This is a genomic window from Mesorhizobium sp. M1217 (genome assembly GCF_040318275.1).
Lineage (GTDB): Bacteria > Pseudomonadota > Alphaproteobacteria > Rhizobiales > Rhizobiaceae > Mesorhizobium.
In genome coordinates this window covers 58,113-82,522 of sequence record NZ_JAMYMA010000023.1, presented here as the reverse complement: position 1 = coordinate 82,522, position 24,410 = coordinate 58,113, and the positions used below count along the sequence as shown (strand labels likewise).

Below are 24,410 nucleotides of genomic sequence, written 5' to 3'. Positions count from 1 at the left end.
GCCCGAATCGCGGCACCCGACTGTGGAGACAGGCCTTGTCCGCACTGAACCGCTTTCTCGGCGATACGCCGCTCCGGGCGATCTTGAAGCTGCTTGTGGTGTCGTTCCTCGTCGGCCTGGTCATGAACGCCTTCGGCTGGTCGCCGATGGACGTGCTCTACGGCATCCGCAAATTCTTCATCGACCTGTGGAATTTGGGCTTCCACGCCATCGACCGCTTCCTCGGCTACATCCTGCTCGGTGCCGCGATCGTCGTGCCGGCCTTCATCCTGCTCAGGATCGCCAATTTCAGGAAGTAGAGCATGATCCCAAAAAGTGGGAACCGGCTTTCGGAAAAGATCATGCTCAAACAAACAGCCTTTCACGCGTAGCCCGCAGCCACCTCGAACAGGATGGCGTGGCGTGCGGCAAGTGCTGCGACATCCGTCGAATAGCCGCCGCCGATAACGCCGCACATCGGGACGCCTAGCGTGCGGAAATGGCGGATCACCATATCGTCGCGGGCGCGCAGCCCGTCATTCGACAGCGCCAGCCTGCCGAGCCGGTCCTCGGCATGGACATCGACGCCGGCATTGTAGAAGACGAGATCCCAGCGCTTTCGCGCCGACAGCTCCGGCAGGATGGCGCCCAGCCGCTCCAGATAGGCTGCATCGCCGGTGCCGTCGGGCAGGGCGACGTCGAGGTTGGAGGCGATCTTGCGCGCGGGGTAGTTGCGGTCGCCATGCATGGAGAAGGTAAACACGCGCGGCTCGTCGTTCAGGATATCCGCCGTGCCGTCGCCCTGATGCACGTCGAGGTCGACGACCAGGATGTTTTGGGCGGCACCTTCGGCGAGCAGCACCAGCGCGGCAACGGCCACGTCGTTGAAGGTGCAGAAGCCGGCGCCTTGCGCGCGCCGCGCGTGATGACTGCCGCCGGCCGTGTTGCAAGCGATTCCGTTCAGCAAAGCCAGCCGCGCCGCCATCACCGTGCCGGCCGTTGCGAGCTGCGCCCTCAGCGAAACCCGCGGTCCCACGGGAAAGCCGATCTCGCGCTCGATCCTCACCGGCACGTCGCAGGCAAGCACCTGGTCGACATAGTCTGCCGCGTGGGCAAGCTTCAGCCATGATGGCCGTGCCACCGCTGGTGTGTTGAGCGCTTCGGGCCGCGCCAGGCCGCGTGCCCGCAAGGCGTCCATCAGCAGCGGATATTTGCTCATCGGGAAGCGGTGGTTGACGGCGAAACCGGCGTCGTAATCGGGATGATGAACGATCTGCAAGGACATGGGACGGCCGGTGCGCCAGAGGCGGGTTTCGGTTGACCATGCCGGGATGGATGGTTGCGCGAGGTCCGCAAACTGGGGCACATCGGCTAGCCGATCAAGCCGCAACAGGAAGCAACACACGTTTGGAGCAGGCTTTACCCACCGAAGCCCACGTCACCGAAGCCAGGGCTTTCGTCGTCACCAACCGTTCGGTGCTCGCCATCGCCGTGCCGATGACGCTTGCCTATCTGACGACGCCGTTGCTCGGAATTGTCGACACGGCGGTGGTCGGACAGTTCGGCGACGCCGCCCTTCTCGGCGGCCTGGCGGCCGGCGCCCTGATCTTCGACGTCGTTTTCACCACCTTCAACTTCCTGCGCTCCGGCACCACCGGCCTCGTCGCCCAGGCCTTCGGGCGCGGCGATGCACTGGAGGAGCAGGCGGTGTTCTGGCGCGCCGTGCTGATCGCGGTCGTCGCCGGCATCGTGTTTGCCGCACTTGCGCCCCTGGTTTCGGCTGCCGGGCAATGGTTCATCGGCGCCGAGCCGCGCGTCGGCGCGGCGATGGACGTCTATATCCGCATCAGGATGCTCGCAGCACCGTTCTCGCTTATCAATTACGCCATCCTTGGTTATGTGCTGGGGCGCGGCGAGGGCGGGCTCGGGCTGATGCTGCAGCTGGTGCTGAACGGCATCAATATCGCGCTCTGCTTCCTGCTCGCCCTGGAGCTTGGCTGGGGCGTTGCCGGCGTCGCCTGGGCGACGCTCACCGGCGAGTTCGTCGCCATGCTGCTTGGTCTCGCCATCGTCGGCCGGCGCTTCTGGGCCGCACCCAGGCTGCCGCGCCATCGCGTCCTCGATTTGCCGGCATTCCTGCGCATGATGTCGCTCAATCGCGATATCATGATCCGCTCCTTCTCACTGCTCGCCGCCTTCGCGCTGTTCACGCGCCAAGGCGCGCAATTCGGCACGCTGACGCTGGCCGCCAACGCCGTGCTGATGAACCTCTTCCTGGTTGCCGGCTATTTCCTCGACGGTTTCGCCACCGCCGCCGAACAGCTGGCCGGGCGCGCCATCGGCGCCCGTGCCGCCACGGCGTTTGACCAGGCGGTGCGGCTGACGCTGCTTTGGGGGCTCGGCCTGGCAGGCGTGGCGACGCTCGTGCTCCTGCTGGAAGGCACCGGTCTGGTCGCCCTGATCACGACCTCGACAGACGTCCGCGCCGTCGCCGACATCTACTTGCCATGGGCGGCATTCACCGCACTCAGCGGCGTGCTGGCTTTCGAGATGGACGGTGTTTTCATCGGCGCGACATGGTCGCGCGACATGCGCAACATGATGCTGGTGTCGTTCCTGGCGTTCAGCGCCGCGTTGCTGATCCTGGCGCCGGCGTTCGGCAATCACGGCCTGTGGGCGGCGCTGCACGTGTTCCTGCTGGTACGCGGCTTCAGCCTGCTCACTATATTGCGGCTGCGGGTGCGCACGGCCTTTAACTGATCGCTAAAGCGGTTTCGTCGCCCAGTGATCGAGGCGGCTGTCGCGAAGCTCGCGCAGCGACTTCAGCCCTTGACTGTCCATGAAACGGACCATGCCGGAAAGAATACGCCCCGGCAGCGCAGGCCCGGCATAGATCATGCCGGTATAGAGCTGGACGAGATCGGCGCCGGCACGGATCTTTTCCAGCGCCGTCTCGGCGGAATCGACGCCGCCGACGCCGATGATGGCGGGATCCGGGCCAAGTAGTTTTCGCATCCTTGCCAGCACGATGGTCGAGCGCTCGAACAAGGGTTTTCCCGAAAGCCCGCCGGTCTCGCCGGCAAGGCCGGCGCTGCGCAGGCCGGCTCGCGCGATCGTGGTGTTGGAGACGATGACGCCGTCCATTTGCTTGTCGGTGATCTCGGCGGCGATGTCCTCCAGTTCGGCCTCGACCAGGTCCGGCGCGATCTTGAGAAAGACGGGCGGCTTTGCCGGTGCCGCCGCACGCGCGGCCATGACCCGCGACAGGAGTTCACCAAGCTGTTCGCGCGCCTGCATGTTGCGCAGGCCCGGCGTGTTTGGCGAGGAGATGTTGATCGTCAGATAGCCGGCGTATCGCGCAAACCTGATCACGCCGCGCTCATAGTCGCCGACGCGGTCGGCGCTGTCCTTGTTGGCGCCGATGTTGACGCCGACGACGCCGGCGCGGCCCTTGCGGGCAGCAAGACGCTTTTCCGCGGCGGCGTGGCCTTCATTGTTGAAGCCCAGCCGGTTGATCACTGCCCCGTCCGAAGGCAGCCGGAAGATGCGCGGCTTCGGATTGCCCGTCTGCGGCAGCGGCGTGATCGTGCCGACCTCGGCGAAGCCGAAGCCGAGGCCGAGCAGCGCGTCCGGCACTTCGGCATTCTTGTCGTAACCCGCGGCCATGCCGAGCGGGTTCGGAAAATCGAGCCCGCAGATGCGTGTCTTCAACCTGTCGTCTCGCAAAGGGCGCCCGGCGACCGGCAGGCCGCATCTCAGCGCGGCAATCGACAGCCCATGCGCGGTTTCCGGATCGAGCGTGAACAGCAGTTTTTGGCCGATCCGGTCGAACGCGCTCATTCGGCCTCCAGCGCCGGGAATTCATGCCGGCCGTGGGCGCCGAGCGGCAATGCCTGCACAGAAACGACCGCATTGAGGCCGAGCCCGCCGTAGAGATGAGGGAACAAGGCGCCGCCGCGCGAGACCTCATATTTCAGCGCGTCGCCGAGGCGCGCGCTGTCGACGGCGACCAGCAGCAACCCGCTTTGGCCGGTGAAATGTCTGGCCGCCGTTTCCCGAACCTGCCCGGCGGTGGAAAAATGGATGAAGCCGTCGGCGACGTCGATCGGCGCGCCGGTGAAGCGGCCTTCTCTTTCAGCCTCGCGCCACAGCGCCTCGGGAATTATCTTGTAGATGATCTCGGACATCATTGCGCTATAGTCCGAACAGATCATGCGGGGAAGGGCAGGCCCGCGTTCTTCCCCATTTCAGGTTCTTCCCCAATTCCGGCGCAAACTGTGATAGATTGCGCCGACTGGCTCATGGAGGAAAACATGCGTCTGAAACACGTCTTGATCCCCGCAGCACTGGTCTCGCTTGTCGCAGCTTCGGCCTTTTCCGAGGAAGCCGATCGCTACCGGCTGGAAAAATCGGCCAATGGCTATGTGCGCATGGATACGCAGACCGGCGCCATGTCGCTCTGCGAGGAGCGTTCCGGTCAGCTCGTCTGCAAGACAGCGGCCGACGAACGTGCCGCCTTCCAGGATCAGATCGACCGGCTGCAAAATTCGGTGAAGGCGCTCGACGAACGCGTCGCCAAGCTCGAAAATTCGCTTGCCGCGCGTTTCGAATCGACTTTGCCCAGCGAGGAGGATTTCAACAAGACGATGGGCTACATGGAGCGCTTCCTGCGCAGCTTCATGGATATCGTCAAGGACATGGACAAGGACGAAGACGGCGCCAAGCCCAATTCGCAAAAGACCTAGGCAATTCGCAAAAAGACCTAGGGCGGGAATAGCAAGCCGGCCACGCCGAACAGCGGCGTAGCGTTATGATCGTTCAGATCCTGCAAGGCGGAAAATCGCCAACGGGATTCGGGGAGGGATATCACCGTTGGGCTACACATTCGTCATCGCCGACGATCATCCGCTTTTTCGCGGTGCATTGAGGGAGGCACTCGCCGGCATCGGAGATGTTGCCGCCATTCACGAGGCCGGCGATTTCGAAAGCGCCAAGGCGCTGGTCCTGGCCAATGAGGATGTCGATCTGGTCCTGCTCGACCTCTCGATGCCGGGCGCAAGCGGCCTTTCCGGCCTGATCTCGTTGCGCGGCATCCATCCGGCGATGCCGATGATGGTGGTCTCGGCGCATGACGATCCGGTGACGATCCGGCGCGCGCTCGACCTGGGCGCCTCGGGGTTCATCTCCAAATCGGCCAGCATGGAAGAGATCCGCAATGCGGTGCAGTCGGTGCTCGCAGGTGATATCGCGGCACCCGCCGGGGTCGATCTCGGCGTCGAGCGCGATCCCGAGATTTCCGACCTGATCAAGCGGCTGCAGGCGCTGACGCCACAGCAGACGCGCGTGCTCGGCATGCTGGCGGAGGGACTGCTCAACAAGCAGATAGCCTATGAGCTCGGCGTCTCCGAAGCGACGATCAAGGCGCATGTCTCGGCCATCCTGCAGAAGCTCGGCGTCGACAGCCGCACCCAGGCGGTCATCCTTTTGTCCAAGATCGGCAGCGACCCGGTGCAGGCCGCCGGCTGATTCTTATTCGGCCGCCGGCGCCAGCGGCCTGACCCTGGCCATCATCGAGCGCAGCATCGCCGGTTTCAACGGCTTGCTGATCACAGGCACGTCGAGCCTGCCGGCGGCGGCGCGAACCTCGCTGGAGCGGTCGGCGGTGACCAGCACGGCCGGCAGGTCCTCGCCATGGATCGCACGCAACTGGGCGATCAATTCGAGGCCGGTCTTGTCGTCGAGATGATAGTCGGCAAGCACAATGTCCGGCCGATGCATGGCGGACCTGTCGAGATCCTCCGCGCCGGAAAGCGTATCGACGCTGCAGCCCCAGCCCTCGAGCAGCAGCCGCATGCCGTCGAGGATGCGGCCGTCATTGTCGATGCAGAGCACATGCAGCCCGGCAAGCGAGGTCGTAGCGCGGGCAGGCGGCTTCGCCTCGGCCTCGCGCCGCGGTGCCTGCACGGCCGCCACCGGCAGCAGCACGGAAAAGCGCGTGCCCTTGCCGGGATTGGAGAAGATCCGGATTTCAAGGCGCAGGACGCGGGCGATGCGGTCGACGATGGAGAGCCCCAAGCCGAGGCCTTCCGCCTCGCGCATGCCCTCGTCGAGCCGGGTGAATTCGCGGAACACGGTGTTGAGCTTGTCGCCGGCAATGCCGATGCCGGTGTCGATAACCTGGATCTCGGCCAGTTCGCCGCGCCGCCGCACGCCGACCAGGATGCGGCCATGGCGCGTATATTTGATGGCGTTGGAGACCAGGTTCTGGATCAGCCGGCGCAGCAGATTTCGATCCGTCATGACGCTGAGCGACGACGGCATGATCGAGAGTTCGAGCTTCTTTTCGGCGGCAAGCGGCCGGAAGTCGTTGCCGATCTGGCGCAGCAGCCCGTCGAGGCCGAAGCTCGTATCGTCCGGCTTCATCGCGCCGGCATCGAGGCGCGAAATGTCGAGCACCGCGCCGAGGATGGTCTCGACCGATTCCAGTGACGATTCGATATTCATCGCCGCCTTGCCGGCAGGCCCCTTGCCGGTCTTCTCGATCAGCGACGAGCAATAGAGGCGGGCGGCGTTCAGCGGCTGCAGGATGTCGTGGCCGGCGGCAGCGAGGAAGCGCGTCTTGCCGAGATTGGCCTCTTCGGCCAGCATCTGCGCCTGCGCCAGCTCCTCGTTGACGCGGGTGAGCTCGGCGGTGCGGCTCTTCACGCGCTGTTCCAGCGATTCATTGGCGCGCTTCAGCGCCAGATCCTGCTCGACGCGCCCTGAGATGTCGGCATAGGTGGCGACGATGCCGCCGTCCGGCATCGGATTGGAGCGCAATTCCAGGATACGCCCGCTGGTCTTCAGCTCCATCTGCCATGGGCTGACGAAGCTGGTCAGGCGGTTCAGCATGGTGACGCGCTGGTCTGGCGGTATATCGCCGCGCTCGGCAAGGTGGCGCAGGATACGATCGAGCGAGACGCCGACCTGGCCCATTTCGTCGGGCAGGTCGAACAGCGCCCGGTACTGGCGGTTCCAGCAGATCAACCGGAAATCGCGGTCGAAGACGGTGATGCCCTGTTCCATCTGGTCGAGTGCGATCTGCAGCAGGTCGCGATTGTGCTGTAGCGCCTCGGTGGCGTCGTCGAGCAGGCGGAAGGCGTCCTTGGATTCGCGGTCGTTGCGGCGCAGCAGCAGCGACAGGATCAGCCGCGCCGAGGAGGAGCCGACGGCACTGGCCAGAAGCTGCTCGGAGAAGCGGATGACATCCATGCTGGCCTGTTCGTTGCCGTGCAGTGAAGTGCCGCTGCTCTTCTCGAATGACTGGAAGGAGCGCTCGGTGCGTTCGACACCGAGATAGCGCGCGATCGTGTCCTTGAGGTCGTTGACGGTGATCGTGGTGCGGAAGCGGCGCAGGCTCGGCAGCGGCCCCGCCTCGCGCGGCACGAAGATCGACGCCTGGATGCGTTCCAGCGGCACCGACGCGCGCGACAGTGAGCCGAACACAAAAAACAACGTGTTGATCGACAGGCTCCACAGCACGCCATGGTTCAGCGGCTCGGCGACGGTGCCGAACAGGGCTTGCGGCCGCAATGCATCGAAGCCGAACAGGCCGTGGACGAGGATGCCGGTCTCGGGCGCGGCGAGCGAGGGAAGCAGTAGCGTGTAGCTCCAGACGACGATGCCAGCCACCATGCCGAGTGCCGCACCCCTTCCGTTGGCGCCGCGCCAGACCAGGCCGCCGATCATTGCCGGCGCGAACTGCGCGATCGCGGCGAACGACATCAGGCCGATCGAGGATAGCCGCGCGCTGTTTGTGCTCTCGCGGTAGTAGAGGAAGGCGATGAACAGCATGATGAAGATCGCCGCCCGCCGCACATTGAGGATGAGCGTCGACCAGTCCTCGCTCTCTGAGGTCGTGGTCCGCAGCAGCCGGCGCACGAACAGCGGAATGATCAGGTCGTTGGAGATCATGATCGACAGCGCGACGCTTTCGACGATCACCATTGCCGTCGCCGCCGACAGGCCGCCGATAAAGGCGGCCATGGCCAGAACGTCGTGGCCGCTGAACAGCGGCAGTGACAGCACATAGAGGTCGCTGCTGGTCCTGGGGCCGACCAGTTCCAGGCCGGCCAGCGCGATCGGCAGCACGAACAGATTGATTGCCACGAGATAGAGCGGAAACACCCATGTCGCCGTGCGCAGCTCAGCCTCGCTGCGGTTCTCGACGATGGTGACGTAGAACTGGCGCGGCAGCATGAGGATGGCAAAGCCGCTCAGGCATGTCAGTACCAGCCAGGTCGCGAGCGAGGTGTTGTAGCCCATCGCCTGGCGCACCTGCGTGTTTTCGGCGAGCCGGTCGAACATATCGCCTGGCCCGCCGAAGATCAGAAACGTGACCATCAGGCCTATCGCCAGGAAGGCGGCGAGCTTGACCACGGTCTCGACCGCCACCGCCAGCACCAGACCGTCCTGGTGTTCGGTGGCGTCGGCATGGCGCGTGCCGAACAGCACGGCAAACAGCGCCAGCAGCATGGCAACGACAAGCGAGATGTCGCTGACGAACGGATCGAACGACGGCGGCGAGCCGGTATAGTGCTCGACCATCAGGCTGACCGAGCCGGAGATCGCCTTCAATTGCAGCGCCATGTAAGGCACCGCGCCTATGGTTGCGATCAGCGTGGCGATCGCCGCGACAGCGAAGCTCTTGCCGTAGCGGGCGCCGAGAAAGTCGGCGATCGAGGTGATCTTCTCGGTCTTTGCCAGCCTGACGATGCGCTGCAGCAGCGGAAAGCCGAACACGAACACCAGAACCGGTCCGATATAGATGCCGAGGAATTCGAGGCCGCGCTCGGAGGAGAGCCCGACCGAGCCGAAGAAGGTCCAGGAGGTGCAGTAGATGGCGAGGCTGAGCGCATAGATAAAGGGCCGGGCGCGGCCAGGCCCGGATGAAGTCGAGCGCCGGTCGCCCAGGCTGGCGATAGCAAACAGCAACGTCACATAGGCGATCGCGATGATGACGATGAACCAGCCCTGCACGCCTCGAACTTCCTCCCTGCGCCGGCTTTTTCATCCGGCCTTGCAGACGCAATCACAGCTTGGCCACCGAGTCCATCGCGGCTTTCGGCGCATTATGGCCGCGGCTTCGCGCAATCCAGGCCGGGGAAACACGTCTTTGCTCCTGTCGCAACCGCAGGTTTTTGCTATTCTGCCTGCCGGTCGATGCCGAGGGCGTGGACGGCAGCACGGCCGGTCAGGAAAAGGAGGGTCGAATGCTGAAAGAGTTTCAGGAATTCATTTCCAGGGGCAATGTGATGGACCTGGCCGTCGCCGTCATCATCGGCGCTGCCTTCGGCAAGATCGTCACCTCGCTGGTCGACGACATCATCATGCCGGTCATCGGGGCGATTTTGGGCGGATTAGACTTCAACAACTACTTTCTGCCCTTGTCCTCGGCCGTTAACGCCACATCGCTGGCGGATGCCAAGAAACAGGGCGCGGTCTTCGCCTATGGCAGCTTCATCACCGTGGCGTTGAACTTCCTTATCCTCGCCTTCATTATCTTCCTGATGGTCAAGGCGGTGAACAATCTGCGCCAGCGGCTGGAGCGCGAGAAACCGGCTACCCCGGCCGCTCCGCCACCAGCCGACGTCGCGCTGCTCACCGAAATTCGCGATCTTCTCGCCAGAAAGTAGCGCCTGCGGCAACTTTCTGGACCAAAACCCCGGTCGCTTGCGGCCGGGGTTTTCTGTTTTCGTCCGCCCTGAAACACGCTAGCAGTCGAGCAAACGAAAACGGACCCATCCATGACCCTGATCGATACTCTGCGCGCCGAAGCGCGGGCGGCGCCCGAAAGCGGCATTGTCGCCGTCATGAATCGTGGCCGCGGCCGCGACGGTATGATCCCGCTTTGGGCCGGCGAGGGCGACCTGCCGACGCCTGCCTTCATCACCGATGCCGCCGCCAAGGCGCTGGCCGCCGGCGAGACCTTCTACACCTGGCAGCGGGGCATTCCCGAACTCAGGCAGGCGCTCGCCCGCTACTACACCAGGCATTTCGGCAAGACTTTCGCCAACGAAGAATTCATCGTCACCGGCTCCGGCATGCATGCCATCCAGATGGCCATCGACGCGGTGGCCGGCAAGGGCGACGAACTTGTCTACCTGTCGCCGGCATGGCCGAATTTCGCCGCCGCCGCCGGCGTGGCCGGCGCCGTTCCGGTTGCAGTCACCCTTGATCAGTCCGGCAATGGCTGGTCCTGCGATGTCGACAAGATCGCAGCGGCGATCACGCCACGGACCAAGGCGCTGTTCGTCAACACGCCGTCCAACCCGACCGGCTGGACCGCCGACAAGGAGACGCTGCAGGCAATCCTCGATCTCGCCCGCGAAAGGGGCCTGTGGATCATTGCCGACGAGATCTATTCGCTGTTCCACTACGGCCATGGCCGCGCGGCGTCGTTCATCGACATCATGGCCGATGAGGACCGCATCCTGTTCGTCAATTCCTTTTCCAAGAACTGGGCGATGACCGGCTGGCGCATCGGCTGGATCAAGATCCATCCCGCCTTGCAGCAGGTGTTCGAGAACCTGGTCCAGTATTCGACTTCCGGCGTTGCGCAGTTCATGCAGCGCGGCGCCGTCGTCGCCCTCGACGAGGGCGATGCCTTCATCGTCGAACAGGTGGAGCGGGCGAGGGCGGCGCGCGACCTCGTCTGCGGCATTCTCGCCGAAACCGGCAGGGCGCGGTTCACCGTGCCGCAGGGCGCGTTCTATCTGTTCTTCGCCGTCGACGGCATCACCGATTCCCGCGCTGCCGCTTTCGACATGGTCGACCGCGCCAATGTCGGCCTGGCCCCCGGCACCGCCTTCGGCCCCGGCGGCGAAGCTTTCCTCAGGCTATGCTTCCACCGCCGCCTCGACCAGCTCGAAGAAGCCGCGCACCGGCTGGCGAAATGGATGAAGACTGTGTGAGGTGTGTTGAGCTTCGCGCCAGGCATCGCAGCACTGAAAAATGAGGCGGCACCGATAGGCGGCTTCCGCAATGGTGCCCGTAGCGGCGGAGGTTACCCGCCCGACTTCGGCACCAGCAACGGAATGACGCGGTCGCTCTTTGCCACTGAAGGCCGGCCGGCCGAACCGTAGGGAATCCCCAACGCATCCCATGTCTCGACTAGCGCGTCCTGTAAGGAGGCAATCAGCGCGTCAGAATGGAACGGTGTCGGCGTGATGCGCAGCCGTTCGGTGCCGCGCGGCACTGTCGGGTAATTGATCGGCTGGATATAGATGCCGTGCACGCCGAGCAGGCGGTCGCTGGCCATCTTGCAGAGCTCGGGATCGCCGACCAGCAGCGGCACGATGTGGGTAGGTGACTCCATTACCGGCAGGCCGGCCGCGGCAAGCACTTCCTTGGTCCGCGTCGCCTGACGCAGCTGCGCGTCGCGCTCGGCCTGCGAGCGCTTGAGATGGCGGATCGAGGTGGTTGCCGCGGCAGCGATCGCCGGCGGCAGCGCCGTGGTGAAGATGAAGCCCGGCGCATAGGAGCGCACGGCGTCGATCACGGCGCTGGTGCCGGTGATGTAGCCGCCAAGCGTGCCGAACGCCTTGGCCAGTGTGCCCTCGATGATGTCGATGCGGTCGGCCAGCCCTTCGCGCTCGGTGATGCCGCCGCCGCGCGGCCCGTACATGCCGACGGCATGGACCTCGTCTATATAAGTCATCGCATTGTAACGCTCGGCGAGGTCGACGATCTGCTTGATCGGCGCGATGTCGCCATCCATCGAATAGACGCTCTCGAAGACGATCAGCTTGGCACGCTCGCGGCCGGCCGCCTGCAGTAGGCTTTCGAGATGCGCGACGTCGTTATGGCGGAAGATCTTCTTCTCGGCGCCCGAGCGCCGCACACCCTCGATCATCGAAGCGTGGTTAAGCTCGTCCGAGATGATCAGGCAATTGGGAAGCAGCTTTGCAATGGTCGAGATCGACGCTTCGTTTGAAACGAAGCCGGAGGTGAAAACCAGTGCCGCTTCCTTGTCGTGCAGGTCGGCAAGCTCCAGTTCGAGCTCGACCAGCGGGTTGCTGGTGCCCGAAATGTTGCGGGTGCCGCCAGCCCCCGATCCCATTTTGCCTGCCGCCTTCTGGAACGCGGCGATGACGTCGGGATGCTGGCCCATGCCGAGATAATCGTTGGAGCACCAGACGGTGATTTCCTCGGCGCGGCCATTGGCACGCCAGATGGCGCGCGGGAATTTTCCCACGATACGCTCAAGGTCGGCGAAGACGCGATAGCGACGCTCTGCATGGAGCTGGTCGATCGCTTCCTCGAAAAACCGCTGGTAATTCATGTCGCCTTCCCAATTTTGCGCGGGATCATAGTCATTGGCCTATTCGCCGTCCACCGCACCGTTTTGGTCAAAATGCCACGCCCCAGGCCTGTTCCTAACGACCACGGAACGTGGCCTATTCCCTTGATGTGGATCAATCTTGTTTCAGGACAATGCCACCCGCCGATGAGACTGGTTACCGCAGATTGTAATGGCCTGGCGGCAGGTTTTCCAGTACGGCGACGATTGAGACAGTTCCGATAAATCATGAATAGCGAGGATGCGGATGACGGTTTTGGTGACAGGCGGTGCCGGCTATATCGGCAGCCATATGGTCTGGGAGTTGCTGGACACGGGCGACAGCGTCGTCGTCCTCGACCGGCTTTCGACCGGCTTTGAATGGGCGGTGGCTCCGGAAGCAAAGCTCGTCGTCGGCGATGTCGCCGACAAGGAATTGGTCGCCTCGATCATCCGCGACAACAAGGTCGACGCGATCATCCATTTCGCCGGCTCGATTGTCGTGCCCGAATCGGTGGCCGACCCGCTTGCCTATTACGAGAATAACACCTGCAAGACACGCACCCTGATCGAGACCGCGGTGCGCGAAGGCGTGCCCAATTTCATCTTTTCCTCGACCGCCGCCGTCTATGGCGGCGCCGGCCTGGAGCCGGTACGCGAGGACGCCAGGCTTGCGCCGGAATCGCCCTACGGCCTGTCCAAGCTGATGAGCGAATGGATGCTCCGCGACGCGGCTATTGCCTATGGGCTGCGCTATACGGCGCTGCGCTATTTCAACGTCGCCGGCGCCGACCCGAAGGGCCGCACCGGCCAGTCGACGCCCGGCGCCACGCATCTGATCAAGGTCGCCTGCGAGACGGCGCTCGGCAAGCGCCCCTTCATGCAGGTGTTCGGCACCGACTATCCGACGCCGGACGGCACCTGCATGCGCGACTATATCCATGTCAGCGACCTGGCGGCGGCGCATCGGCTGGCCCTGCAGCGGCTGCGTGCCGGCGGACCGAGCCTGGTCGCCAATTGCGGCTACAGCCACGGCTATTCGGTGCTCGAGGTCATCGACAGCGTACGCCGCGTCTTCGGCCATGATTTCGAGGTGCGGATGGGCGAGCGCCGCCCCGGTGACGCCGCCGCGGTTGTCGCCAATTCGGAGCTGGCCCGCGGCGAACTCGGCTGGACCCCGCAGCGTGACAACCTCGACCAGATCGTCTCCGATGCGCTTGCCTGGGAGCGCATCCTGACCAGCAAGAATTCGGCTCTGGGCTAAGCGCGGGCTCTCCGCAAGGGCTCGTCGGCAGGAGGCAGAGGCGCTATTGAAGGGCCTCACGGCTGAGCGTGCAGGCGTTCGGCTGCGTTCGACTTGGGGGCGGCATGAAAATATCGGTGCTTGGAGCCGGCGTCGTTGGCACGGCGGCGGCCTATTGTCTGGCAAGCGACGGCCATGAAGTCACGGTGATCGAGCGCCATCCGGCGGCGGCGCGCGGCACCAGCCAGTCGAATGCCGGCCTGGTATCTCCCGGCGATGCCACCGCCTGGGCTTCGCCCGCCGCGCTTAAAACGTTCCTGCGAGCCCTCTACAACCACGATCTCGGCATCAAGGTGCGGCTGCGCTTCGATCCGTATTTTGTCGCCTGGAGCCTGCGCTTCCTGCGCCAGTGCACGCATAAGCGCATGCGCGCCAACACCGAGATCAAGCTGCGCCTGGCGCTTTATTCACGCGACTGCATCAACGCCATCTCCGCTGACACCGGCATTCACTATGACGAGCGCAAGAAAGGCATTCTGTATTTCTTCCGCTCGCAGCAGAGCTTTGATACCGGCACCGACAATTACCGCTATCTCGCCGAACATGGCCTGCCGATCGAGATCGTCGGCCGCGACCGGCTGGTCGAGCTCGAGCCCGGCCTTGCCGGAGCCAAGGACAAAATTGCCGGCGGCGTCTATTCGCCGATCGACCAGACCGGCGATTCCAGTCAATTCACGCAGCGCCTCGCTGCCTATGCCGCCGAAAAACTCGGTGTCCAATTCCTCTACGGCACGACGGTCGAAGGCCTCGACATCGACGGCGACCGGGTGCGCGCGGTGATGACCTCGGCCGGCCCGGTGGCCGGCGACGCCGTGGTCATTTCCATGGGGCCGGAGAGCGGTCTGCTCGGCCGCCGCTACGGCATCGACCTGCCCGTCTATCCCGTGAAGGGCTATACCGTGACCGTTCCGCTGGAAGATGAAAGCAAGGGGCCGATCATGGGCGGCGCCGACGAGGACCGGCTGATCGGCTATTCCAGGCTGGGAAATCGGCTGCGGATGTCCTCGACGGCGGAGTTCACCGGTTTCGACCGCACGTTCAAGCCGCGCGATTTCAACTCGATCCTGAACACCGGCAAGGACCTGTTCCCCGGCGCCTTCGACGAGAGCAAGGCCGTGCTCTGGGCCGGCTTGCGCCCGATGATGCCGAACTCCGTGCCGGTCATCGGCCGGGCGCGTTACGACAATCTCTACCTCGACACCGGCCACGGCCATCTCGGCTGGACCATGGCCTGCGGCTCGGGAAAATTCCTTGCCGACGTGGTCGCCGGCCGCAAGCCGGAGATCGATCCACAAGGATTGCTCTACGCGGGCTAGCAACGGCCTGACCGCAGGGCGCCATGAGCTCGGCGGTCAGGCTCGTTCGTCGACTGCCGAACGCCAGGAGCGCACGTAACTTGTCCAGAGTGGATCGGCCGACGGTTCGGTCCTTTCGCCTCTGCCTTGCGGTGTCCCCTGGTCCGACGCCAGCAAGGCGGCGCCGATGCTGGTGCCTGTCGCAGTCGCGGAGGCAATGACGGCGCGCGCCGTCGCCGCAGCCAGCATGCGGGTGAACAGCCGGTTGCGGGCGAAGGGTCCTTCGACGATGGTTGACCCCCCGCCGCCGATCAGATCGAGGCAGGTCGCGGTCATCAGCGCCAGGTAGAACGAGATGGCGACAAAGCGCTGGCCATTGTTGATGCCGTCCGCGTTAAGCCATGCCGCGGCGCAGTGCGGAAACGGCCCCGAACCCCGTTGGATCGAAGGCAATAGGGACGTCTTGCGCGCGAGCACCGCGGCGACATCGTCTTCGGTCCAGTCTTCCGATTGGCCTTCCGTCAGCACGGAGAACTCGCGGCCACCCATGAAGCGCGCCGAGGGCACGGCATCGCCGAACGCGTTGACATTGACCAGCGTGTCGCGCGCCGGATCGAGCGTGACCTTGCTGCCGCCAACCGCCATCGACACCACCCAGGTGCCGGTCGAGACGACGGAGAAAGGCGGCTTGTCGGACAGGAGATGCGGCAGCAGCGAGGCGTTGGAATCGTGCAGGCCGCAATACACCGGCGTTTGCGGATCGAGGCCGGTTTGCCGCGCCAGAGCGGGCAGGATCGGGCCCAAGCGGTCCTTGGCCTGCCGCACCGGCGCCATTAGCCGGCGCCATTCCAGCCGGTCGACCAGTGAGGAAAAATCCGCTTTCCACGGGTTCCACAGATCGGTGTGGCAGCCGAGCGAAGTCACCTCGCTGGCGGCGACGCCGGTCAGGCGCAAGGCCCAGTATTGCGGATACATCAGCATCGCGGCGGCCCTGGCGAAATCCGCTGGAAAGCGCTTCTGCTGCCAGAACAACTGCGCGCCGAGATTGAGGCCGGCCGGCAGGCGCGGCGTGCCGGTCTCGGTGAAAGGCGGGCGGATCGCGTCGTAGTCCTTGGCGAAGGCATCCGGACCGTCGAACTCGTAATCGAGCACCGGCAGCGCCAGTTCGCCTGATGCGTCGGCCAGCACCGCCGTTGCGCCATGGGTGGTGATCGATATCGCGTCGATGCGCTGCTCGCGATCGATCTCGGCCAGGCTGCCGAGGATGAACGCCCATAACCGCTCGACGTCGTGGTGCGGATACGGGCGTTGCCGAACCGGCTCGTTGACCATCCTGCGCAGCGCCACTTCGCTTGCTGCGGCGAGATCGACCAGCGCCACCTTGGCGTTGGTCTTGCCGATATCGATGACGGCGACGTGGCGGGTCATTCCATATGGAACATTGTTTCCAGCGGCACCGCCACCGGCTCGTTGTTCGGCTTGGTTTCCATGATGTCTGCCATCTCGGCCCACCAGCGCTGCATCGCCGGATGCTTAGGCAATTCGTCCATGCCATGGTCGTCACGGCGCCACAGCACGCCGAACAAGGTGTTGGTCTCCTCGTCGAGATGGATCGAGTAATCGGAGATACCAGCCTGTTTTAGCAACGCGACGAGTGACGGCCAGATGTCGTCGTGGCGCCTCTTGTATTCGGCCTTCATGCCGGGATTGAGCTTCATCTTGAACGCATATTTTTCGGGCATCAGGCAAAGCGCTCCCGCCGCACGCGCTGCCACAGGATCGGCAGCGCGATGACGATGATCAGCAGCAGGCCGATGAAGATCGACATGACGATCCCCGGCACGTTGAGCAGGCCAAGACCGAAGGTCACCAGCCCCATGATGAAGGCCGCCAGCACGACGCCCAGAATGCTGCCGGCGCCGCCGAGAATGCTGACGCCGCCGAGCACCACCATGGTGATGACTTCGAGTTCGTAGCCCTGCGCGATCGACGGCCGGGTCGAGCCGAGCCGTGACGTAATCAGCACCGAGGCGATGCCCGCCATCAGGCCGGTCAGGCAAAACAGGATGAACTTGATGCGGCCGACACGCACGCCGGAAAACTGCGCCGCAACCGGGTTGTTGCCGATGGCAAAGACCCGGCGGCCGAAGCTCGTCCGATGCAGAAGGAACCAGTAGACGACGGCCGCGACCAGGAAAAGCGTCAGTTCGAACGACACCACCCACCAGACATAACCTTGGCCGAAGAAGGCGAAGCTCGCGGGATAGCCCTTGTAGGCCTGGTCGCCGAGGATGATGAAGGCAACGCCGCGAAACAGGCTCATCGTGCCGATGGTGACGACGATCGACGGCAGCCCCAGCCTGGTGACGAGCAGCCCGTTGAAGGCGCCGCAGCCGAGCCCGACGACGATGCCGATTGCCACCAGGACAGGCGTGCCGGCGCCGGCCTGCACCGCCATGCCCATCATCGTCGAGGCGAGTGCGATGATAGCGGCGACCGACAGGTCGATTTCGCCGGAGATGATCAGCAGTGCCATGGCCAGCGCGATCAGCGCCTTTTCGGTGAAGTTGAAAGTCAGGTCCGACAGCGACCACGCGTCGAGGAAATAGGGCGAGGCAAAACTGTTGACGGCAAAGATGGCGACCGCCACGACGACCAGCAGCGCCTCCCATGAGAAGATCGCCGCAGTGAACGGCTTGTCGAGTCGGTTCGGAACATGGCGCGGGGCAGGGGTATCGGTCATGCCACTTCCGCCTTTTTGAGGATGATGCGGCCTTGCCGGCGTTCGCCGCGCGCGTTGAGCACCACGGCCAGGATGATGGCGCTGCCCGAAATCGCCATTTGCCAGAAGGGCGAGATATTGATCACCGGCAGCGCGTTGGAGATGATACCGAGGAACAGCGCGCCGAGCACCGCGCCGCCGACCGAGCCGATGCCGCCGGCGATGGAGATGCCGCCGATGACGCAGGCGGCGATGATGTTGAGCTCATAGCCGTTGGCGACCTCGACCGAGGCGATGACGTAGCGCGAGATCCAGAGATAGCCGCAGAGGCCGCCGATCATCCCCGAAATGCAGAAGACGATGAATTTCGTCCGGCCGACGTCGATGCCGGCATAGACCGATGCGGTCGGGTTGACACCGATGGCGTAGATCGAGCGGCCGAGCGCCGTGCGCGTCATCACAAGGAAGAACAAGGCGATGACCAGCAGGGCAATCCATGACAGCACCGGTATGCCGAGGAACGTCGCGCGCTGCAGGCCGATGAAATCGGGGCTCATCTGGTCGGCGTTGACCCAGGCGCCGCCTGAAATAACGAAGGTGGCGCCGCGGTAGATGGTGAGAGTGCCGAGCGTTACCACGATCGAGGGAATGTTCAGCCGCCACACCAACAGGCCATTGATGGCGCCGAGCACCAGGCCGACCAGAAGTGCGATGACGATCAGCAGCGGGATCGGGATTGCCGGATGCGCGGCGTTCAGCATCGCCACCACCATGCCGGTGAAGCAGAGATTGGCTGCCATCGACAGGTCGATCGAGCGGGTCAGGATAACCACCATCTGGCCGAGCGCCAGGATCATCAGGATCGACGTGTCGTTGAACACCTGGCGCACATTGCCGGGAGCGGCAAAGCCCGGAAAACGCATCGAGATCAGCCCGATCAGCACGGCGATTGCCGCCAGCAGCCAGACTTCGCGGTATTTGAGAAGAGCCTTCATGCCGCGATCCCCGCTGCCGTCCTGACCAGCGTTTCGGCGTCGAGCCCCTTATTGTCGTAGACCGCGGCAATGCGGCCCTCGCGCATAACGACGACACGGTCGGACATGCCGAGAATTTCCGGCAGTTCGGACGACACCATGATAACCGACAGGCCTTGCGCGACGAGCTCGGCCATGAAGCCGTGCACGGCGGCCTTCGAGCCGATGTCGATGCCCTTGGTCGGCTCGTCCAGTATGATCACCTTGGGCGCGGTCGCCAGCCATTTGGCGATGACGATCTTCTGCTGGTTGCCGCCCGACAGCGTGCCGACGTCCTGGCTGAGCGAGGAGGCGCGCAGGTCGAGCCGCTCTGTGTAGGAGCGGGCTAGCGCAAACTCTTCCGCCAGCCGCAATACGCCGGATTTGGAGGTTCGCTTGAGCGAAGGCAGCGAGACATTCTGGAAGATAGGCAGGCCGATCACCACGCCTTGCTTGCCGCGTTCCTCCGGCACATAGACGATGCCGGCATCGATCGAATCCGCCGCCGATTTCGGCGCGATCGCTTTGCCTTCCAGCGTGATCGTGCCGCCGCTGGTGCGGGTGATGCCTGATATCGCCTGCATCACCTCGCTGCGCCCGGCGCCGACAAGACCGTAGAAGCCGAGGATCTCGCCCCTGTGCAGCTCGAAGCCGATATCATCGAACTCGGTCGGATGCGACAGGCCGGAGACGGCCAGCACCGGAGCGCCGATCTCGGCCTTGCGCTGCGGAAAGATATGGTCGACCGCGCGGCCGACCATCATGCGCACGATCTGGCTCTGGCCGGCATCCTTGATCAGGCCTTCGCCAACCATCTCGCCGTCACGGAACACGGTATAGCGGTCGGCGATGCGGTAGATCTCATCGAATTTGTGGCTGATGAACAGGATCGCCTTGCCGTCGCTCTTGAGGAATTCGATCAGCAGGAAAAGCTCTTCGATCTCCTTCATCGAAAGTGCTGCCGTCGGCTCGTCCATGATGACGATCCGCGCGTCGATCGACATGGCGCGGGCAACGGCGACGAGATGCTTGTTGGCGATGCCGAGATCCTTCAGCCTGGCATCGGCGTCGATATGGCCGGCGCCCATCGTGTCCAGCACCTCGCGGGCATTCTTGCGCATGGTGCGCCAGTCGATGGTCTTGAAGCGGGTGCGCGGCGCATGGCCGAGGAAGATGTTTTCGGCCACCGTCAGATCGTCGAACAGCACGGTTTCCTGATGGATGGCGGTGATGCCATGCCCGAAGGCGGCATGGGCGCTGGGCAAAGCGACGGGCTGGCCGTCGATGTTGATTGTGCCTGAATCGGGCTGATAGATGCCGGTCATGATCTTGACCAGCGTCGACTTGCCGGCGCCGTTCTCGCCGATCAGCGCGGTCACCTGGCCGGGATAGAGCGACAGGCTGACATCGTGCAGCGCGCGCACGCCGGGAAAGCTTTTCGAGATGCCGGACAGCGTCAGCCGCGGCCCGGGAGACAAAGGCGCTTCCTTCGCCACTTCGTGTTGGGCTGTCGTGTCCATAATCGTATCAAGCCCTGAAACTAGGTCCGGTTGAGGCCGCGGCGGGGCCAAGGTCCCGCCGCACCAGTTCGAAGGCTCCAGGATCAATAGATCTTGGAGAACTTTTCGATGTTCGACTTGTCGAACTGGAAGGGCGGAGCCATCGCAGCCGAGTTGGTGTCGTCGAGCGTGACCTTGCCGACGCGGCCGATCGACAGCGTAGCACCGGGCTTCGCCTCTTCCTTCTTCACCGCCAGGTCGTGGGCGAGGTAGACGGCCGAATAGCCGAGGTCGATCGGGTTCCACAGCGCAACCGCTTGGCTGGCGCCGTTGTCGATGAACTTCTTGAACTCCGACGGCAGCGCCAGGCCGGTGACGTTGACCTTGCCGATCAGGCCTTCATCGGTCACCACCTGCGCGGCGGCAACGACGCCGACCGTGGTCGGTGCGATGATCGCCTTGAGGTTCGGGTAGGACTTCAGCAAGCCCTTGGCCTCGTCCGTGCTCTTGGCCGAGTCGTCGTCGCCATAGACGGTGGCGACGAGCTTGATCTTGGGGAACTTCTCCGGCAGCACCTTCTTGGCCGCGTCGATCCAGGCGTTCTGGTTGGTCGCGGTGGACGAAGCCGACAGGATGGCGACATCGCCGCCTTCCGGCAGGTAGTCGGCGGCAAGCTTGATGATGGTCTCGCCGATCAGGTTGGTGTCGGAAGGGTTGAGGTGAAGCTGGCGGCCTTCCGGCGCGACGCCTGAATCCCACGAGATGACGGTGATGCCGCGTTCCATCGCCTTCTTCAGCGCCGGAACCAGCGCGTCGGCGTCATTGGCCGAAATGGCGATGGCGTTGACCTTCTGGGCGATCAGCGAATTGACCACTTCGATCTGCGCTTCGGCGGTCGCCTTGGTCGGGCCGGTGTAGATGATCTCGACGTCGCCGAGTTCCTTGGCCGCCTCTTCGGCGCCCTTGTTGGCGGCGTCGAAGAAGCCGTTGCCGAGCGACTTCACCACCAGCGCGATCTTGACGTTTTCGGCATAGGCGGCATTCACGAACATGGCGGCGGAAAACGCCGCCGTAACCATCAGTTTCTTCAGAAAGCTCATCGAATATCCTCCCTTGAGCGTTGCATTCCATCGCCGCTGCGGGCGTGAGTTTTCTCAGGCCTGCAGCGAAGATTCTTCCTTGTTGCTTGCCGTTGTGCGGGCGACGATCAGCGTCACGCCGGCGGTCTCCAGCATCTTGGCTTCGCGATCCTCGATGCCGTCGTCGGTGATCACCGTGGCGATGCGCGACAGGCCGCACAGGATCAGGCTCGAGCGCTTGCGGAATTTCGAGGAGTCGACCAGCACCACCAATTCGTCCGCCTGGTCGATAAGCTTCTGCTCGGCCTGGATCAGCAGCGGGTCGCCTTCCATAAGACCCAGCGGCCCCATTCCCTGCGCGCCCATGAACATGCGGCGCGCGTAGAAATTGCGCGTCACGTCATTGTCGAAGGGCGACAGGATGATGTTCTGCTCGCGGTAGATGGTGCCGCCCGACAGCATCACCGTGTTCTTGGAATGCCTGAGCAGGTGCTCGGCGATCGGAAAGGAATTGGTGAAGATCGGCATGCGGCGGCCGCTCAGGAAATGCACCATCTGGAACGTGGTGGTGCCGCCATTGATGATGATCGGCTCGCCGTCCTTGCAGAGTTCCACGGCCTCTCGTGCGATCGCCCGCTTCTGCGAAGCGTTGATCGTCTCGTTGACGGAAAACGGCCGGCCGGCAAGGCCGATGAACTGCGGAGGCGAGAGCGCCTCGGCGCCGCCGCGCACCCGGCGCAGGCGCTTTTGCACATGCAATGCCGCGATGTCGCGCCGGATCGTCGCCTCCGACGACTCCGTCAGGTCGACCATCTCCTGCACCGTCACCACAGGCTTTTCCTGGACGGCGGACAGAATGATCCTGTGGCGCTCTTTCTCGTGCATGGTTCCTCCCTGCTTGAGCATCTAGGCACCCAAAGCGCGCAGTGTCAATCATTTCCGATCAGATAATTTCATTGTGCAGTGCAATATGATTGATATTGATCGTTTGTGATTGACAAGACAGCCACTTGCGTAGAAATTCGCACAAAAGGGACCCGCGCCGTTTGCGTGTCCCAAAGGGAGGATTACCTATGCTCGACAAGCGCTCCGGCACGCGCCTCGCCAATCTTTGGGATGACGCAAAAGCGCAAGCGATGAGCGAGCCCGAACGTCTGGTCTACCGCTCGAATGTTCTTGGCTCCGACAAGCGCGTCACCAATTATGGCGGCGGCAACACCTCCTCCAAGATCTGGCAAAACGATCCGCTCACTGGGCAGAGCGTGGAAGTGCTGTGGGTCAAGGGCTCGGGCGGCGACAGCGCCTCGATCAAACTCGACGGCTTCGCCACGCTCTACATGGACAAATTGCGCGCGCTGAAAGGTCTCTATCGTGGCCTCGAACATGAAGACGAGATGGTCGGCTATTTGCCCCACTGCACTTTCAACCTCAACCCGCGCGCGGCCTCGATCGACACACCGCTGCATGCCTTCGTGCCGAAGCCTTATGTCGACCACATGCACCCCGACGCCATCATCGCTATTGCCGCCGCCAAGGATTCGCAGGCGCTGACCAAGGAGATATTCGGCGACACGATCGGCTGGCTGCCATGGAAGCGCCCGGGCTTCGAACTCGGCCTGTGGCTGGAGAAATTCTGCCTCGAGAACCCCGAGGCCAAGGGTGTCGTGCTGGCAAGCCATGGCCTGTTCAGCTGGGGCGACACGCCGAAGGAATGCTACGAGACGACGATTTCGGTGATCAACCAGGCGATCGACTGGTTCGAGCGCAAGAGCCAGGGCAAGCCGATCTTCGGCGGCGAAATCGTCAAATCGCTCGATGCACCGGCGCGTCGCGCTGTGGCTGCAAAACTGATGCCGAGGATCCGCGGCCTGATCTCGGAGAAAAGCCACAAGCTCGGGCATTTCGACGATTCTCCTGCGGTGCTCGAATTCGTCAATTCCAGGGATTTGCGGCCGTTGGCGGCACTCGGCACATCCTGCCCGGACCACTTCCTGCGCACCAAGATCCGGCCGCTGGTCATCGAGTTCGATCCCAACAATCCCGATGTCGATGCCGTCATTGCCCGTCTTGTCGACGATGTGGCGGAGTATCGCGTCGGCTATCAGGCCTATTATGACCGCTGCAAGCACGCGGATTCGCCACCGGTGCGCGATCCGAACGCCGTCGTCTATCTGATGCCCGGCATCGGCATGTTCACCTTCGCCGGCGACAAGGCGACGGCGCGTATATCGGGCGAATTCTACGTCAACGCCATCAACGTCATGCGCGGTGCCTCGACGGTCTCCACCTATGTCGGCCTGCCCGACCAGGAAGCCTTCGATATCGAATACTGGCTGCTCGAAGAGGCAAAGCTGCAGCGCCTGCCGAAACCGAAAGCTCTTGCCGGCCAAATCGCGCTGGTCACCGGCGGCGCCGGCGGCATCGGCCGCGCCACCGCCAACCGGCTGCTGCGCGAAGGCGCCTGCGTCGTGCTGGCCGATATCGACGAGGCAGCCCTTGCCAGCGCCAATGACGAGCTTGCCAAGGCCTACGGCAAGGATTTCGTGCGGCCCGTCGTCATCAACGTCACGTCCGAGGATCAGGTGATCTCCGGCTTTGCCGAGACGGCGGTCGAGTTCGGCGGCATCGACATCCTCGTGTCCAACGCTGGCCTGGCCTCCTCGGCGCCGATCGAGGACACCACGCTGGCGCTGTGGAACAAGAACATGGACATCTTGTCGACGGGATATTTCCTGGTTTCGCGGGAGGCGTTCCGGCTGTTTCGGACGCAAAAGATCGGCGGCAACGTCGTCTTCGTCGCCTCTAAGAACGGCCTTGCCGCATCGCCAAACGCCGCCGCCTACTGCACGGCCAAGGCTGCCGAGATCCATCTGGCGCGCTGCCTGGCGCTGGAAGGCGCGGAAGCGCAGATCAGGGTCAATGTCGTCAATCCCGACGCCGTGCTGCGCGGCTCGAAGATCTGGACCGGCGAATGGAAGGAACAGCGCGCCGCCGCTTACAAGATGTCGACCGACGATCTCGAAGAGCATTACCGCTCGCGCTCGATGCTGAAGCGGTCGGTGTTCCCCGAGGACATCGCCGAAGCGATCTATTTCTTCGCCTCCGACATGTCGGCAAAATCGACCGGCAACATCATCAATGTCGACGCCGGCAACGCGCAGAGTTTTACGCGATAAGCAGTCGTTTGAGGGTTGGCGCCGA

21 protein-coding genes are annotated in these 24,410 nt (G+C 63.7%); 9 read left to right on the top strand and 12 right to left on the bottom strand.

The features are described 5' to 3' along the window. Positions 1-35: 35 nt before the first annotated feature. On the top strand, positions 36-299 hold the full coding sequence (locus NKH37_RS29610; protein ID WP_353006237.1) for a DUF6460 domain-containing protein: 264 nt from the start codon (positions 36-38) through the stop codon (positions 297-299). Between the two features lie 62 nt (positions 300-361). Here the strand turns inward: NKH37_RS29610 and NKH37_RS29605 are convergent, their stop codons facing one another. After that, positions 362-1,264, bottom strand: coding sequence for a histone deacetylase family protein (locus NKH37_RS29605; RefSeq protein WP_352493789.1), 903 nt, complete (start codon positions 1,262-1,264; stop codon positions 362-364). 50 nt (positions 1,265-1,314) lie between these two features. On the opposite strand from NKH37_RS29605, the gene NKH37_RS29600 reads away from it, so the two are divergent. Next, positions 1,315-2,739, top strand: a complete 1,425-nt coding sequence (locus NKH37_RS29600; RefSeq protein WP_352860760.1) for an MATE family efflux transporter — start codon at positions 1,315-1,317, stop codon at positions 2,737-2,739. Positions 2,740-2,742: 3 nt separating this feature from the next. On the opposite strand, the gene NKH37_RS29595 is transcribed toward NKH37_RS29600, so the two are convergent. Together NKH37_RS29595 and NKH37_RS29590 are read right to left on the bottom strand one after the other, a co-directional pair. After that, positions 2,743-3,819, bottom strand: a complete 1,077-nt coding sequence (locus NKH37_RS29595; protein WP_352860761.1) for a quinone-dependent dihydroorotate dehydrogenase — start codon at positions 3,817-3,819, stop codon at positions 2,743-2,745. After that, positions 3,816-4,166 (bottom strand): DUF952 domain-containing protein, encoded by a 351-nt coding sequence (locus NKH37_RS29590; protein ID WP_353006254.1) that lies wholly within the window; start codon positions 4,164-4,166, stop codon positions 3,816-3,818. The genes NKH37_RS29595 and NKH37_RS29590 overlap by 4 nt, the downstream gene beginning before the upstream one ends. A gap of 126 nt (positions 4,167-4,292) precedes the next feature. On the opposite strand from NKH37_RS29590, the gene NKH37_RS29585 reads away from it, so the two are divergent. Then, complete coding sequence (locus NKH37_RS29585) at positions 4,293-4,724, top strand: hypothetical protein (RefSeq protein WP_352493790.1); 432 nt, start codon at positions 4,293-4,295, stop codon at positions 4,722-4,724. Positions 4,725-4,842: 118 nt separating this feature from the next. Beyond that, positions 4,843-5,505, top strand: a complete 663-nt coding sequence (locus NKH37_RS29580) for a response regulator transcription factor (protein ID WP_502895951.1) — start codon at positions 4,843-4,845, stop codon at positions 5,503-5,505. Between the two features lie 3 nt (positions 5,506-5,508). On the opposite strand, the gene NKH37_RS29575 is transcribed toward NKH37_RS29580, so the two are convergent. Continuing rightward, the gene (locus NKH37_RS29575) at positions 5,509-8,997 is read right to left on the bottom strand and encodes a PAS domain-containing hybrid sensor histidine kinase/response regulator (RefSeq protein ID WP_352482470.1); all 3,489 of its coding nucleotides are present in this window, start codon (positions 8,995-8,997) and stop codon (positions 5,509-5,511) included. 233 nt (positions 8,998-9,230) lie between these two features. Here NKH37_RS29575 and mscL point away from each other — a divergent pair, with 233 nt between their 5' ends. Together mscL and NKH37_RS29565 are read left to right on the top strand one after the other, a co-directional pair. Beyond that, a complete protein-coding gene (mscL, locus tag NKH37_RS29570; protein WP_023719476.1) occupies positions 9,231-9,653 on the top strand; it encodes a large conductance mechanosensitive channel protein MscL in 423 nt (140 codons plus the stop codon). 111 nt (positions 9,654-9,764) lie between these two features. Further along, positions 9,765-10,931, top strand: coding sequence for a pyridoxal phosphate-dependent aminotransferase (locus NKH37_RS29565; RefSeq protein WP_352547899.1), 1,167 nt, complete (start codon positions 9,765-9,767; stop codon positions 10,929-10,931). A 92-nt stretch (positions 10,932-11,023) separates the two neighbouring features. Here the strand turns inward: NKH37_RS29565 and hemA are convergent, their stop codons facing one another. Further along, positions 11,024-12,301 (bottom strand): 5-aminolevulinate synthase, encoded by a 1,278-nt coding sequence (gene hemA / locus NKH37_RS29560; protein ID WP_023719474.1) that lies wholly within the window; start codon positions 12,299-12,301, stop codon positions 11,024-11,026. A gap of 265 nt (positions 12,302-12,566) precedes the next feature. On the opposite strand from hemA, the gene galE reads away from it, so the two are divergent. Both galE and NKH37_RS29550 read left to right on the top strand, forming a co-directional pair. Beyond that, positions 12,567-13,562, top strand: coding sequence for a UDP-glucose 4-epimerase GalE (galE, locus tag NKH37_RS29555; protein WP_353006233.1), 996 nt, complete (start codon positions 12,567-12,569; stop codon positions 13,560-13,562). A gap of 104 nt (positions 13,563-13,666) precedes the next feature. Further along, the gene (locus NKH37_RS29550) at positions 13,667-14,917 is read left to right on the top strand and encodes a D-amino acid dehydrogenase (protein WP_353006231.1); all 1,251 of its coding nucleotides are present in this window, start codon (positions 13,667-13,669) and stop codon (positions 14,915-14,917) included. 36 nt (positions 14,918-14,953) lie between these two features. On the opposite strand, the gene NKH37_RS29545 is transcribed toward NKH37_RS29550, so the two are convergent. The 7 genes from NKH37_RS29545 to NKH37_RS29515 all read right to left on the bottom strand — a co-directional run bounded on the left by NKH37_RS29545 (position 14,954) and on the right by NKH37_RS29515 (position 22,094). After that, positions 14,954-16,324: an FGGY-family carbohydrate kinase gene (locus NKH37_RS29545; RefSeq protein WP_353006229.1), complete on the bottom strand. Its 1,371-nt coding sequence runs from the start codon at positions 16,322-16,324 to the stop codon at positions 14,954-14,956. Beyond that, positions 16,321-16,638: an L-rhamnose mutarotase gene (gene rhaM, locus NKH37_RS29540; protein ID WP_352482465.1), complete on the bottom strand. Its 318-nt coding sequence runs from the start codon at positions 16,636-16,638 to the stop codon at positions 16,321-16,323. Before rhaM ends, NKH37_RS29545 begins: the two co-directional genes overlap by 4 nt. Continuing rightward, positions 16,638-17,639: an ABC transporter permease gene (locus NKH37_RS29535; protein ID WP_352482463.1), complete on the bottom strand. Its 1,002-nt coding sequence runs from the start codon at positions 17,637-17,639 to the stop codon at positions 16,638-16,640. The genes rhaM and NKH37_RS29535 overlap by 1 nt, the downstream gene beginning before the upstream one ends. Next, entirely contained in the window at positions 17,636-18,613 is a 978-nt protein-coding gene (locus tag NKH37_RS29530; RefSeq protein WP_352493795.1) for an ABC transporter permease, read from the bottom strand. The genes NKH37_RS29535 and NKH37_RS29530 overlap by 4 nt, the downstream gene beginning before the upstream one ends. After that, positions 18,610-20,151, bottom strand: a complete 1,542-nt coding sequence (locus NKH37_RS29525; protein ID WP_352716949.1) for a sugar ABC transporter ATP-binding protein — start codon at positions 20,149-20,151, stop codon at positions 18,610-18,612. The genes NKH37_RS29530 and NKH37_RS29525 overlap by 4 nt, the downstream gene beginning before the upstream one ends. A gap of 83 nt (positions 20,152-20,234) precedes the next feature. Next, entirely contained in the window at positions 20,235-21,230 is a 996-nt protein-coding gene (rhaS, locus tag NKH37_RS29520) for a rhamnose ABC transporter substrate-binding protein (protein ID WP_023719466.1), read from the bottom strand. A gap of 54 nt (positions 21,231-21,284) precedes the next feature. Continuing rightward, positions 21,285-22,094, bottom strand: a complete 810-nt coding sequence (locus tag NKH37_RS29515; RefSeq protein ID WP_353006227.1) for a DeoR/GlpR family DNA-binding transcription regulator — start codon at positions 22,092-22,094, stop codon at positions 21,285-21,287. A 188-nt stretch (positions 22,095-22,282) separates the two neighbouring features. Between NKH37_RS29515 and NKH37_RS29510 the strand changes: the two genes are divergently transcribed. Next, positions 22,283-24,385, top strand: a complete 2,103-nt coding sequence (locus tag NKH37_RS29510) for a bifunctional rhamnulose-1-phosphate aldolase/short-chain dehydrogenase (RefSeq protein WP_353006225.1) — start codon at positions 22,283-22,285, stop codon at positions 24,383-24,385. Positions 24,386-24,410 lie beyond the last annotated feature (25 nt).

Coding starts and splice junctions, on each gene's coding strand:
- mscL (WP_023719476.1), top strand. CDS start 9,231: ATGCTGAAAGAGTTTCAGGAATTCATTTCCAGGGGCAATGTGATGGAC.
- NKH37_RS29535 (WP_352482463.1), bottom strand. CDS start 17,639: ATGACCGATACCCCTGCCCCGCGCCATGTTCCGAACCGACTCGACAAG.
- NKH37_RS29590 (WP_353006254.1), bottom strand. CDS start 4,166: ATGTCCGAGATCATCTACAAGATAATTCCCGAGGCGCTGTGGCGCGAG.
- NKH37_RS29585 (WP_352493790.1), top strand. CDS start 4,293: ATGCGTCTGAAACACGTCTTGATCCCCGCAGCACTGGTCTCGCTTGTC.
- NKH37_RS29565 (WP_352547899.1), top strand. CDS start 9,765: ATGACCCTGATCGATACTCTGCGCGCCGAAGCGCGGGCGGCGCCCGAA.
- NKH37_RS29595 (WP_352860761.1), bottom strand. CDS start 3,819: ATGAGCGCGTTCGACCGGATCGGCCAAAAACTGCTGTTCACGCTCGAT.
- NKH37_RS29600 (WP_352860760.1), top strand. CDS start 1,315: ATGGTTGCGCGAGGTCCGCAAACTGGGGCACATCGGCTAGCCGATCAA.
- rhaS (WP_023719466.1), bottom strand. CDS start 21,230: ATGAGCTTTCTGAAGAAACTGATGGTTACGGCGGCGTTTTCCGCCGCC.
- rhaM (WP_352482465.1), bottom strand. CDS start 16,638: ATGCCCGAAAAATATGCGTTCAAGATGAAGCTCAATCCCGGCATGAAG.
- NKH37_RS29515 (WP_353006227.1), bottom strand. CDS start 22,094: ATGCACGAGAAAGAGCGCCACAGGATCATTCTGTCCGCCGTCCAGGAA.
- NKH37_RS29525 (WP_352716949.1), bottom strand. CDS start 20,151: ATGGACACGACAGCCCAACACGAAGTGGCGAAGGAAGCGCCTTTGTCT.
- NKH37_RS29545 (WP_353006229.1), bottom strand. CDS start 16,324: ATGACCCGCCACGTCGCCGTCATCGATATCGGCAAGACCAACGCCAAG.
- hemA (WP_023719474.1), bottom strand. CDS start 12,301: ATGAATTACCAGCGGTTTTTCGAGGAAGCGATCGACCAGCTCCATGCA.
- NKH37_RS29605 (WP_352493789.1), bottom strand. CDS start 1,264: ATGTCCTTGCAGATCGTTCATCATCCCGATTACGACGCCGGTTTCGCC.
- galE (WP_353006233.1), top strand. CDS start 12,567: ATGACGGTTTTGGTGACAGGCGGTGCCGGCTATATCGGCAGCCATATG.
- NKH37_RS29510 (WP_353006225.1), top strand. CDS start 22,283: ATGCTCGACAAGCGCTCCGGCACGCGCCTCGCCAATCTTTGGGATGAC.
- NKH37_RS29530 (WP_352493795.1), bottom strand. CDS start 18,613: ATGAAGGCTCTTCTCAAATACCGCGAAGTCTGGCTGCTGGCGGCAATC.
- NKH37_RS29550 (WP_353006231.1), top strand. CDS start 13,667: ATGAAAATATCGGTGCTTGGAGCCGGCGTCGTTGGCACGGCGGCGGCC.